This is a genomic window from Streptomyces sp. NPDC088246, assembly GCF_044741025.1.
Lineage (GTDB): Bacteria > Actinomycetota > Actinomycetes > Streptomycetales > Streptomycetaceae > Streptomyces.
In genome coordinates this window covers 19,626-31,354 of sequence record NZ_JBIURV010000009.1, presented here as the reverse complement: position 1 = coordinate 31,354, position 11,729 = coordinate 19,626, and the positions used below count along the sequence as shown (strand labels likewise).

Sequence of the window (11,729 nt, the reverse complement as noted above, 5' to 3'; positions counted from 1 at the left end):
TTTACCTCGGAGGCAAGAAATTTGCCTCCGAGGAAAGTTCCTGGCCCAATGGGTATATGAACACTCCAGACGGAGGGGTGGCCGACGAGCTGCCGGGAGTCGCGCAACGCCTGCGCGATCTGCGCCGCAGCCGTGGTCTCACCCTGGAGACCGCCGCTCAGCGGGCGGGGCTCTCACCCGCCCATCTCTCCCGGCTCGAAACGGGCCGTCGGCAGCCTTCGCTGCCGATGCTCCTCGGTCTTGCCAGGATCTACGGTACGACGGTCTCCGAACTGCTCGGCGAGACGCCCCCTGAACGGGGGGCGGTCATCCGCGGCGGGAAGTACGAGGGGGCCGAGGCCGACGGCTGGATGTATCAGCAGGCCGGCGGCTCCGGCCGGGCGATGCAGGCGCTCCGCGTCCGGGTTCCGTACGGCGCACAGGGTGATCTCGTGCGCGTCCATCCCGGCGAGGAGTGGCTGTACGTGCTCGCCGGACACCTCCGGGTCACGCTCGGGGACACCGTGCACGATCTCGCCCCCGGTGACAGCGCGCACTTCGACTCGCTCACCCCGCACCGGATCGCGGCCGTCGACCGTGACGGTGCCGAGCTGCTCTTCGTCCACACCCTGCTGCAGAGCCCCGCCGCCGAGCTGTGCCTCGGCAGCGGCATCCACCATCGCTGAGACCGGTCCGTCCGGTCACCAGAGAGGACTGTCATGTCCGATTCAGAGAACTTCGACCCGCTCGGGTCCAAGAAGAACTACGAAGCCCAGGAGCGGAAGTTTCCGCGCGGCGTGGTGATCCGACTGTTTGCCTACCTCATCGCCGGACACATCTTCGCGGCCTTCCTCTACCTGCTCTTCGCAGTGGCCGGCAAGGGCTGACCACCGCCGACGGGCAGGTGTGGCTATGCCTCGTCGAGGAGCCGGCCGCGCAGCTGCTCACGGGTCTCGGGCGTGAGCTTCAGGCCCTCGGAGAAGTAGCGGTCCGTGCTGCCCCAGGTCTCCTCGATGGTGGCGAAGGCCGCCGCGAGGTAGTCGGCGTGGGCGCCGAAGAGCGGATTGAGCAGCTCCATCACCTCGGCCGACATGCCGTCCGCCGAGGTGTCGTTGCGGCGCACCTTGTAGCGGCGGTGGGCGTCGTTCGACTTCAGGTAGTCGGCCTCGATGGCGTCGCGCTCGACACCGACCGCGAGGAGGGACACCGCGATCGACAGACCGGCCCGGTCCTTGCCCGCCGCGCAGTGCATCAACGCGGGAACGCTGTCCTCGGCCAGGGCGTGCAGAACCCGGCTGTGCTCGGCGGTACGGTCCCGGATGATCGCGCGGTAGGAGGAGATCATCCGGTTCGTTCCCTTGCCGTCGGCCAGGATCGAGCGCAGCTGGTCGAGGTCGCCGTCGCGGACCATCCGCCAGAACTCGGCGCCGTCGGCGGGGTCGGAGAGCGGGATGCTCACATTCCGTACGCCAGGCAGCTCCACATCCAGGCCGTCGAGCCGGTGGTCGGCCGCATTGCGGAAGTCGAAGACCGTGTGCAGACCGAGACCGCCCAGGAAGGCGGCGTCCTCGGCGGTGGCGTGCGCGAGGTGACCACTGCGGAAGAGCCGCCCGTACCGCACCCGCCGGCCGTCCACGGTGGGCAGTCCGCCCACATCGCGGAAGTTCCGGACACCCGCCAGCTCGGGTTCCGTCGACGGGATCTGCGGCAACTGCTGCGTCACAGTGACTCCTGGAGTGTCTGGCGCCGGCGCGAGTCGCCGACAAGGCCACTCCCGCGACGATACGACATTGATTCCTCAGGCAATCATCTTGGTCATTGCTTGTCGATACTTCCGCCAACCCCGGTACTCCTGCGGCAAATCCGCCCGGTGAATTCCTTGCAAGGCCGTTGCCCACCCACCGGCAATGGTCGATGATGTGCGGGACTGTTGGAATGTGGGGATGCGATGATCGAGACTGGCGACAAGGGCCGGACCTGGCTGCTCACCGGGGCGAGCAGCAGCTACGCACTGCGACTCACCGAGCGGGACGAGCTGGTCCATCTGCACTGGGGGCCGCGGATCCCCCTTACTGCGGCCGAGGCCCTGGCCGCAGCACCGGAGCCACCCTTCAGGGGCTTCGAGTCACAGCTCGACGGCCGCGAGGAGTACCCCGTGGAGGGCGGCCCCCGGTTCGTCCGCCCGGCCCTCTCGGTACGCACCCCTGAGGTCCGCGGTACCGAGTGGGCCTTTGCCGACGCCACGGTGGACGGAGACGAACTCCGTATCGGATTCACCGACTCGGTGCACCGGCTCGTCCTCACCCTGCACTACCGGATGCGGGACGACTCCGATGTGATCGAGCGCTGGGCCAACGTCGCCCACGCCGGGCCGGACGGTCCGCCGCTGGAACTGCTGCGCGCCGACGCGGCAGCCTGGGTGCTGCCCGCCCGCGACGGCTGGCGGCTGAGCCGGCTGCACGGACGCTGGGCGGCGGAGTCGCAGCTTGCACGGGCGGAGCTGACGTACGGCGAGAGTGTCATCTCCAGCAGGCGCGGCCACACCGGGCACCAGTACCTGCCGTGGGTCGCACTCGACGCCGACGGTGCGGCAACCGAGGAGAGCGGCGAGGTGTACGGCTGCGCGCTCGGCTGGTCCGGGTCGTGGCGGATTTCCGTACAGCAGCTCCCCGATGGGCTCGTACAGATCACCGGCGGCGCCGGCTACGACGACTCGGGGTTGCTGCTGCTCGCGCCGGGCGAGTCGTACACCACCCCCGTCTTCGCCGGCCTGTGGAGTGCGGAGGGGTTCGGCGGGGCGAGCCGGGCCTGGCACGCCTGGCAGCTGGCCCATGTGATCCCGGACGCACAGAGCCTGCGGCCGGTGCTCTACAACTCCTGGGAGGCGACCGGCTTCGACATCTCGCAGGAGCAGCAGCGCGCCCTCGCCGAGCGCGCCGCCGTGATGGGCGTCGAGCTGTTCGTCGTGGACGACGCGTGGTTCGGGCAGCGCACCAGCGACCGGGCCGGGCTCGGCGACTGGACGCCGAATCCCGACCGCTTTCCCGGCGGACTGAAGCCGCTCGCCGACCAAGTGCACGGACTCGGCATGCAGTTCGGTATCTGGGTCGAGCCGGAAATGGTCAATGCCGACAGCGATCTCTATCGCGCACACCCCGACTGGGTGCAGCATTTTCCCGGGCGGGCGCGGACTGAGTTCCGCAATCAACTGGTGCTCAATCTGGCCCGCACCGATGTGCAGGACTATCTGTGGGAGCAACTGGACACGCTGCTCTCCAGTACGCCCGTCGACTATGTGAAATGGGACTTCAACCGCAGCTTCACCGATGCGGGCTGGCCGGGTGAGGAGTATCAGCAGAAGCTCTGGGTCGAGCATGTGGACGCCCTGTACGCGCTGATCGACCGGCTCCGGGCCGCGCACCCCTCCGTCGCCTTCGAGTCCTGCTCGGGCGGCGGTGGCCGGATCGACCTGGGGATTCTGTCCCGTACGGACCAGGTGTGGACCTCGGACAACACCGACCCGCTCGACCGCCTCACCATCCAGGAGGGCTTCGGTCAGATCCATCCGGCCCGGGTGATGGCCGCCTGGGTCACCGACAGCCCGAATGTCCAGCTCAACGACAGGGTCAGCTCGCTGCGGTTCCGTTTCGTGAGCGCGATGGCCGGTGTGCTCGGGGTCGGTGGGGACCTCGCCGACTGGAGCGAGGACGAGCTGGCCGAGGCGCGGACCTGGGTGGATCTCTACAAGGAGATCCGGCCGGTGGTGCAGCACGGCGCGCTGTACCGGCTGCGCGCCCCGCGCGACGGACTCAGCGCGGTCCAGTACGTCCACGGGGACGAGACCGTGGTCCTGATGTGGCTGGAGGCGCAGAGGTACGGGGAGCGGCCCCCGGCCCTGCGGTTGCGCGGGATCGACCCCGCAGCGACGTATACCTGCCTGGACACGGGGGCGGTGCACCACGGTTCGGTACTGCTGCATCAGGGGCTGCACACCGGGCTTCGGGGGGATCTCGATGCGAGGGTGCTGAGGCTCCGACGCGAATGATGAGCGCGACGTGTCCGTAATAGGTGCATTTAACTCAATATGCCCCGCTTATATGGGAGATGGTCGCCTTCTCGTGAGCGGAATCATATCCGTGACGGTGTGTGCTGGCGGGGCAGTCGGGTATTCCGTGCGCGGCACGGAAAGGCAAGATCCTTAATCCACGGAGTGTGACCGGAATTCCGCGCCGATTTCCGAGCGCGGATTCCGGTGCGGAACCAGTGGCTTGTTATCGCTGTCCCGACTCGCTTACGGTCACCGTCAATCCGGACGGACCGCCTAATCCTGCCGCCGCCCGGAATTCGCACCCACTCATCGCGTGGCAGGAGCGGGGGAACCAGGTAGGCCGCCGATCGGAGAAATCCGGCCGGCTAGGGGTGAAGTCGCGCTCGGCGCGGCCGGGCATCTCCAGCCCGAACCCGACAGCTCACCTCGCAGGCGCCGGAGAGGAAGCACGTCATGCCCATATCGGGTAAGCATCGTCGTACGAAGTCCAGCGCCATCGCCCGTGGCATCGCCGCCGCAGGCGCCGGTGGCGCCGTCATCGCACTGCCGCTGCTCGGCGCCACCGGTGCCCAGGCCGCGCCGCAGTCGGCCCCGACCGCCGTGCCGCAGTCGGCCTCCGCCGCCACGCACGCCGCCCCGGCCAAGCCGGTCGCGCAGAAGCAGGCCGCCACCACGACGTACTCCGTCGTCTCCGGCGACTACCTGTCGAAGATCGCCACCGAGCACAAGGTCAAGGGCGGCTGGCAGAAGCTTTACCAGGACAACCGCAAGGTTGTCGGTGAAGACCCCAGCCTGATCCTCCCGGGCATGAAGCTGACGCTCGGCGGCAAGGCGTCGGGTGACGCCGCGTCCACCGGCGCCGGCGCCGGTGCGGCCCTCCCGTCGAAGGCCCCCTCGGTGCCCTCGTCGATCGTGGAGAAGTCCGCCCCGGCCAAGTCCGCCCCGGTCAAGGTCTCGACGGTCACGGAGTCCAAGACCTCCGCCCCGGCCGGACAGAGCAACAGCTCCGGCTACAGCCACCCGGTCCCCGGCAACCACACCACCGGATACCGCGCCTCCGGCTCCAACTGGTCCAGCGGCAGCCACACCGGCATCGACTTCCCCGTCTTCACCGGCACCAGCGTGAAGGCCATCACCTCCGGCACCGTCGTCACCGCCGGCTGGGGCGGTGCCTACGGCAACCAGGTCGTCGTCAAGCACGCCGACGGCCACTACTCGCAGTACGGTCACCTGTCCTCGATCTCCGTCTCCGCGGGTCAGGCCGTGAGCACCGGTCAGCAGGTCGGCCTCTCCGGCGCCACCGGCAACGCCACCGGCCCGCACCTGCACTTCGAGGTCCGCACGGGCCCGGCGTACGGCTCGGACATCGACCCGATCGCCTACCTGGCTTCGCACGGCATCTACGTCTGAGCCGAACGGCCGGGCAGTTGAGCAACAAAGCATGAACTGAGCAACACAGAAGGGGCGGTGCGCGGCGGCGCACCGCCCCTTCTGCTTATTCCCCCTTTACCAAAACCTGACCGGGTGGTCTATCTCACCACCCGTCAACCCCTTAATACGGTCGCGTAGGTCACATTCGGCGGTGCAGGATAAGCGTTTGTGGCAGACGATTCGAGAAAAAATCAACGTGGCGTCATCAACCGACATGGCGTCATCGGGTCGTACGCAGCGATTGGCGACAGCTTCACCGAGGGAGTCGGCGACCCCGGCCCGGACGGAACCTTCGTCGGCTGGGCGGACCGTTTCGCGGTACTTCTCGCGGACCAGCTCCCGGACTCCGATGCGGGGACGAGCACCGAAGGCTCCACTCACGGGAATTTCAGGTACGCCAATCTCGCCGTACGTGGACGCCTCCTCGACCAGATCGTCGAGGAGCAGGTGCCGCGCGCCAAGGAGCTCGCACCCGACCTGGTGAGCTTCTGCGCGGGCGGCAACGACATCATCAGGCCCGGCACCGACCCCGACGACGTGGCCGAGCGCTTCGAGCGCGCGGTCGCCGAGCTGACCGAATCGGTCGGCACCGTCCTGGTCACCACCGGCTTCGACACCCGAGGCGTTCCCGTGCTGCGCCATCTGCGCGGCAAGATCGCCACCTACACCGCCCATGTGCGGTCCATCGCCGACCGCTACGACTGCCCGGTCCTCGACCTGTGGTCGCTGCGGTCCGTCCAGGACAGGCGCGCCTGGGACGGCGACCGGCTCCATCTGTCGCCCGAAGGACACACCAGGGTCGCGCTGCGCGCCGCCCAGGTCCTCGGCATCGATGTGCCGGCCGACCCCGACCAGGAATGGCCCCCGCAGGCACAGCGCGGCACGCTCGAAGTACGGCGCGACGACATCCACTGGGCGCGCGAGTACCTGGTCCCGTGGATCGGCCGGCGGCTGCGCGGCGAGTCCTCCGGCGACCATGTCGAGGCGAAGCGGCCGGATCTCCTGCCGCTCTAGGCGGCGTCCGGCACCGCAGCGCCCTCGCTCGCCGGACGGGCCGGAGGTTCAGGCCGGTCCGGCGAGCGGCGACAACGGGGACGCCGGTATCCGTTCCAGCACACCGCCCGCGAAGACGTCGTACAGCGGCAGCGTCTCCAGATGCACATAGCCGATGTGACAGTCGCAGACAGCCAGCGGACAGGCCCGCGGGCCGAGAGAGCGCCGGTAGCTCCCGTCGTAGAGATTGCCGAGCTCCGCCGGGACGAAATGGCAGCGCCGCACCGTGCCGTCGCCGTCCACCGAGATGACCGACTCGCCCGTCCGGCACGGCAGCCCGGCCGACCGGTGCGGATGCCGGCTGTACGGGAAGAGCGGGTCGAGGCCCGTCCACCGATCCGCTTCCTCGTCCGTATAGGTGTGCCCCTCCGCGGCGTTCACCCAGAGATAGACCTCGTCCGGCAGGGCGGTCCGCAACCGCCGCGCCTCGGCGAGATGGTCGTCGAGGCCGACGACACCGACGCTGTGGCGGATGCCGAGCGCGGTCAGCTCCCGGCACTTGGTGAGGAACCGCTCGTACGGCGTCTGCCCCGGGTGGTACGTGCACCAGAGCGCGATCTTCTCGCGTCCGGCGTCACCTGCCTCGGCCAGCCACCCCGTGCGGGTGCTGAGATTGGTCTGGATCGCGACCCGGCCGATGTGCGGCAACTGCGCCAGCTCGACCAGCGCACGCCGGTACCAGGAGCGGACCAGACCCTCGCCCCACGGGGTGAACAGGACCGAGATCCGGTCGCCGGTCTGCGCCGCGGCCCACGCCGTGAACCGCTCCAGCGCGGCGCGGTCGGCGCGCAGCTGCTCCCGGCTGTCGCGCCGCTTGGCGAACGGGCAGTACGGGCAGTCGTAGTCGCAGGACGCGAGCGGACCGCGGTAGAGAATGGTCAGGTCCATGGGCGCGCTCACTTCAGTTCGTACGCGGCCATCGCGGCCCGTACGCCGGGGGAGAAGAGCTCGGGGCCCAGCGCGTCGGAGTGGGCCAGGCCCTCGGGGGAGAGCCGCAGCGGGCCGGACGCCCCGGCCGTCGCGTCGAGCCAGCCGCGCTCCTCGAACCGGGCCAGTTCAGAGGGGAAGTCGTCGGCCGGAAAGGTGCCGAACCGCTTCCGGTAGTCGGCCGGTTGCAGCCCCTCGGCCTGGAGGACGGACTGCAGGAGGTGGCGGCGGCGCGCCTCGTCGCCGTCGACGTACCGTCCGACCTCGGCGCGCGAGAAGTCCTCGGTCGCGGTGTAGCCGTCGATGATCGCCCGCACCTCACGCATCTTCACGGCGTAGTCGAAGGAGTAGTGCAGCTTCGAGGTGTACGAACGGGCGCCGCACCCCAGCCCGATCATGCCGTCGGTCTGGCAGGCGTAGTCGTCGGGGCCGTCCGTCCGCGGGGCGTCGGCGCGGCGGAACATCCGCATGGACACCTGCTCGTAGCCGTGGGCGAGGAGATGGTCGCGGCCCGTGCGGTACAGCCGCAGCCGCCGTTCGTCCCAGGCGGCGTCCGCGGCTGCTTCGCCGTCGGCGCCGAGCCGCCCGAGACCGGTCAGCGGGCGGACATACAGCGGATAGAGATACAGCTCCTCCGGCTGCCGGCCGAGCGCCGCGTCCAGTGAGGTGCGCCAGCTGTCCTCGGTCTGCCCGTCGATGCCGTAGATCAGGTCGATGTTCAGGATCGGGATGCGGGCATCACGTATCCGGTCCAGCGCCGCCTCCACATCCGCGCGGCGCTGCGGTCGCACAGCGGCACGCGCCTCGGCTTCGACGAAGCTCTGCACGCCGATGCTGATCCTCGTCGTCCCGCGGTCGGCGAGGACGGCCAGCCGGTCGGCCGTCGCGGTCGACGGAGACGTCTCGACCGACAGCGGGACGGACCGCAGATCGGCGCCCATCCGCTTCTCCGCGATGTCGCAGAGCCGCTCCAGCTCCGCCGCGGTCAGGAACGTGGGAGTGCCTCCGCCGAACGCCGCCGCTGCGAAACGCACCGGCTCGGCGTCTCCCAGCGCGTCGCGGACGGCGGTGGCCTGCCGGTCCAGAGCATCGAGATACCGGGTCGTCAGCTCGTCGGGAGCGCCGATCCGGGTGAAGAGATTGCAGAAGCCGCAGCGGACCTCGCAGAACGGTATGTGGAGATAGAGCGAGAGCGCGTCCTTGCGCTCTCCCGCCCACAGCTCGCGCAACGCCGGCCGGTCGGTCAGAGGGCGATAGGCGGTCTTGTGCGGATAGGCGTAGACATAGCTCTGGTACGGGCGGGTGGTCTGTGCGACGGTCGTGGTGCGGCTCATGGTGCGGTGACCCCCGGTTCCAGGAAGAAGTGCGCGTACGGAACGGTCCAGACGGACTCGTGACCGAGCCGGTGACCGGTGTAGCCGTCATCCCCGTACGCCGTTCCGTGGTCGGAGCAGACGATGGCGAAACAGCGTCGGCGGCTGCTCGCGGCGGCGAAGAGCCGGCCGATGTGGGCGTCGACGTACTCCAGGGCGGCGGCATGGGTGGCGCGGGAATCGCCCGCCTCGCGCGTGGCCCCCGGCTGGTGGAACCAGTTGGGCTGGTGCATGGCGGCCACATTGACGAAGAGGAACAGCCGCTGCTCGGCGGGGAGTTCGGCGACCACCTGCTCGGCACGGGCCACCTGCGCCTCGAAGGAAGTGGGCGACGCGACGCCGAACTCCGGTTCCCAGTGGCTCTCCTGGAACATGCCGGGCAGTACGGAGCCGAGCGGCCCCTGCCGGTTGAAGAAGCCGACGCCGCCGATGCAGACCGTGCGGTAGCCCGCATCGGCGAGGCCGGACAGCAGATCGGGGGTGTCGAAGACAAAGGTGCCCGAAGCGGTGGACTCACTGCCCGCGAAACGCGCAGCGAACAGCCGGGGGTGCGGCCCCCGGCCGGCCGGTGTCGGCAGAAATCCCGCGAAGATCGCCTGGTGGGATGCGTAGGTGAAGCTGCCGGGCGCATGCCGCTTCTCCCAGACACCGTCCGGCAGATGGCGCGCCAGATGCGGGATGCGTCCGGTGGCGGCGAGCTCCGCCGCCACGTCGTAGCGCAGTGTGTCCAGGGTGATGAGCAGCAGGTCGTGGCTGCCCACGATCTCGCTCATGTCGGGGTTCCGGGCGTCCGCGGGGGCGGGCGCGGTGTCAGCAGATGGCGGTTGCACGGTGGTTCCTTGCTCTGTTCAGTACGGCGGCGACCTGCGCCCCATAGGTGTCCAGGCCCTCGGCGCCGCTGCCGGGAAGTCCGGTCAGCCGTGGCAGCAGATCGCCGAAAGCGTTGACCTCGCCGACGGCGAAGCGCCGCCAGCCCGTCGCGGGCAGCAGATCGACGCCCACACACAGCGTGTCCGGGAAACAGGCCGCTGCCCGCTCGCACACGGCCAGGGTCTCGGCCCAGCTGCCGCCGGCGGCCTCGACGGCCGCGCGGACGTCGTCGAGACTTCCGCGCTCGCCACCGAGGTGAAGATTGGTCATGGGGGAGTGGCTGGTGCGCACGACGGCATGGGTGGCCCGGCCGGCCACCACCACGACCCGCAGATCCGCCGCGCGGCCGCGCTGGGTGGCCTTGGGCAGCCAGCGCTCGATGTGCAGCCCGTCAGGTGCGAGTGCGTCGACGATCGCCGCGACCTCCCGCTCCGTCGTACAGCGGCGCACCCGCAACGAGTTGAAGAGCCGACCGGCCGTGTCGCGCTCCACCGATGTGGTCGCCCTGACCCGGCCCGGCCCGGCCGTCTCCACGGCCAGGACCCCCGAGGCGGACGAGCCGTGCGCGAGCTTCACAAAGGCCCGGGGCATGCCATGGGCCGCCATCCGGGCGCGTACGTCGGCCCAGTCGCGCACCTCGGTGGCCGCGGCCCCCGAGGTCGGCGACGCGGGTACGGGCACTTGGGCGCCCTCCAGCACGGCATGGCAGAGCCGCTTGTCGAACAGAACCGCGACATCGCCGGGGTCGTCGACCAGAACGGCACCGGAAGCGGCTGCCGTCCGCGCCACTGCCCGTACAGCCGAGGTGAACCGGGCGTACCACAGGGCGGTCCCCTCGACCCTGGCCGGATCGCCGACCGCCCGGAGCAGCCGCTCCACCTCGGCGTCCTCACCGGGCGAGTCCATCCGTACGGTCTCGCCCGGCCGGAATGCGGCCTCGCCGCGCAGGACGTTCAGCCAGGGCACGACCCGCGCGGGTGGCAGCCCGGCGGCGCGCACGGCGTCCTGGAAGAGTGCGACCCGGCGGTTGCCGGGCACACCCACGACGGCGAAGCGCGGCGCCGGGCCGCCCGTACTACTCGGAGACGGCGACATAGCGGTCGTCGTCCTCTTCCGGATCCCAGTACTCGACCTCATGGATCTCGCCGTTCACCCGGTCGGAACCGAGCACATTGCTGAGGCGGTCCACCAACGCGTCGCTGATGTAGTGATGGTGCAGATCCAGCGTGGTCAAGTGGGTGAGCGGCTGGCCCGAGAGCAGCGCCTGGGCGCCTTCGTCGCCCAGGGTTCCCATCGCGAGGGAGAGCGACTCCAGCTGTGCGACGACCGGGGCGGAGGCAACCGCGGCCGCGATCTCGTCCTGGATCTCGCTGTTCTGCAGCCCGAGATGGCGCAGTGCCGGGAACACCGCACCCGACAGCAGCGGCGCGAGGTCCTCGACCGTCACGTCCCCGCCGTACTCGGTGACGCCGAGCCAGAGTTCGAGGTGCTCCAGCGCGGACAGCTCCGACGCTCCGATCGCCCGCACGATGCCGGACGGCAGTCCGCCCGACTCGAACCGCAGAGACTTGAGCGCCTTGTGCCGCACCGGCTGCAGGCCGAGCGTCTCCCTGCCGCCGGCCGGCTCGCCGCACCCGCGTACCGTCAACTCCTCCAACTGTCCGAACGCCTCGATCACCGGGGTGATGTCGGACATCTCGAGCCACGAAAGTTCGCACTCCTCACTGACGACATCGGCGAGGAAGAGCGCCTTCAGGGCCGGAAAGCGATCCGCATGACCGGCCAGCAGCTCGACGACGGGCGCGAAGGGTTCGTACTCCTCCTGCCACCAAGGACCGATCAGCAGCGCCCGCACCCGCGAGGTGTCGACCGTGTCGAGGAAGTGCTGCCACAGCGCGGCGAACGTCAGACTGTCCCGCCAGGCGCTCTCCAGCCGCCATGCGACCGCGTCGGCCGCCGGGAGCGGCGCGGTGCTCGGCTCGGCCGGCCCCGGCAGGGTCAGCACCGGCAGGCTGTGAAAGACCTCCGGGTGTTCGATGTCAGTCATC

11 protein-coding genes and 1 riboswitch are annotated in these 11,729 nt (G+C 69.8%); of the genes, 5 read left to right on the top strand and 6 right to left on the bottom strand.

Translation table 11 applies throughout. From position 1 onward, the window contains the following. Positions 1 to 56 precede the first annotated feature (56 nt). Positions 57 to 665, top strand: a complete 609-nt coding sequence (locus ACIPEK_RS14740; RefSeq protein WP_383072138.1) for a helix-turn-helix domain-containing protein — start codon at positions 57 to 59, stop codon at positions 663 to 665. A gap of 33 nt (positions 666 to 698) precedes the next feature. Beyond that, positions 699 to 866, top strand: coding sequence for a DUF6126 family protein (locus tag ACIPEK_RS14735; protein ID WP_164495316.1), 168 nt, complete (start codon positions 699 to 701; stop codon positions 864 to 866). 23 nt (positions 867 to 889) lie between these two features. Here ACIPEK_RS14735 and ACIPEK_RS14730 read toward each other — a convergent pair whose 3' ends face one another. Then, on the bottom strand, positions 890 to 1,702 hold the full coding sequence (locus ACIPEK_RS14730; RefSeq protein WP_401995327.1) for a tyrosine-protein phosphatase: 813 nt from the start codon (positions 1,700 to 1,702) through the stop codon (positions 890 to 892). 225 nt (positions 1,703 to 1,927) lie between these two features. Here ACIPEK_RS14730 and ACIPEK_RS14725 point away from each other — a divergent pair, with 225 nt between their 5' ends. The 3 genes from ACIPEK_RS14725 to ACIPEK_RS14715 all read left to right on the top strand — a co-directional run bounded on the left by ACIPEK_RS14725 (position 1,928) and on the right by ACIPEK_RS14715 (position 6,472). Next, positions 1,928 to 4,024: an alpha-galactosidase gene (locus tag ACIPEK_RS14725; RefSeq protein ID WP_401995324.1), complete on the top strand. Its 2,097-nt coding sequence runs from the start codon at positions 1,928 to 1,930 to the stop codon at positions 4,022 to 4,024. Between the two features lie 296 nt (positions 4,025 to 4,320). Next, positions 4,321 to 4,475: riboswitch (cyclic di-AMP (ydaO/yuaA leader) on the top strand. 5 nt (positions 4,476 to 4,480) lie between these two features. Continuing rightward, positions 4,481 to 5,437 (top strand): peptidoglycan DD-metalloendopeptidase family protein, encoded by a 957-nt coding sequence (locus tag ACIPEK_RS14720; RefSeq protein WP_401995321.1) that lies wholly within the window; start codon positions 4,481 to 4,483, stop codon positions 5,435 to 5,437. A gap of 189 nt (positions 5,438 to 5,626) precedes the next feature. Then, positions 5,627 to 6,472, top strand: a complete 846-nt coding sequence (locus tag ACIPEK_RS14715) for an SGNH/GDSL hydrolase family protein (protein ID WP_401995318.1) — start codon at positions 5,627 to 5,629, stop codon at positions 6,470 to 6,472. A gap of 48 nt (positions 6,473 to 6,520) precedes the next feature. On the opposite strand, the gene ACIPEK_RS14710 is transcribed toward ACIPEK_RS14715, so the two are convergent. Genes ACIPEK_RS14710 through ACIPEK_RS14690 form a run of 5 tightly spaced genes read right to left on the bottom strand, consistent with a single transcriptional unit; the run spans position 6,521 to position 11,728 of the window. After that, positions 6,521 to 7,399: an STM4011 family radical SAM protein gene (locus tag ACIPEK_RS14710; protein WP_401995315.1), complete on the bottom strand. Its 879-nt coding sequence runs from the start codon at positions 7,397 to 7,399 to the stop codon at positions 6,521 to 6,523. Positions 7,400 to 7,407: 8 nt separating this feature from the next. After that, positions 7,408 to 8,772 (bottom strand): STM4012 family radical SAM protein, encoded by a 1,365-nt coding sequence (locus ACIPEK_RS14705; protein WP_401995312.1) that lies wholly within the window; start codon positions 8,770 to 8,772, stop codon positions 7,408 to 7,410. Continuing rightward, positions 8,769 to 9,584: an STM4013/SEN3800 family hydrolase gene (locus ACIPEK_RS14700; protein ID WP_401995309.1), complete on the bottom strand. Its 816-nt coding sequence runs from the start codon at positions 9,582 to 9,584 to the stop codon at positions 8,769 to 8,771. Before ACIPEK_RS14700 ends, ACIPEK_RS14705 begins: the two co-directional genes overlap by 4 nt. A gap of 37 nt (positions 9,585 to 9,621) precedes the next feature. Further along, on the bottom strand, positions 9,622 to 10,776 hold the full coding sequence (locus tag ACIPEK_RS14695; protein WP_401995306.1) for an STM4014 family protein: 1,155 nt from the start codon (positions 10,774 to 10,776) through the stop codon (positions 9,622 to 9,624). Further along, complete coding sequence (locus ACIPEK_RS14690) at positions 10,757 to 11,728, bottom strand: STM4015 family protein (protein WP_401995303.1); 972 nt, start codon at positions 11,726 to 11,728, stop codon at positions 10,757 to 10,759. Before ACIPEK_RS14690 ends, ACIPEK_RS14695 begins: the two co-directional genes overlap by 20 nt. Between the last annotated feature and the right edge of the window lies 1 nt (position 11,729).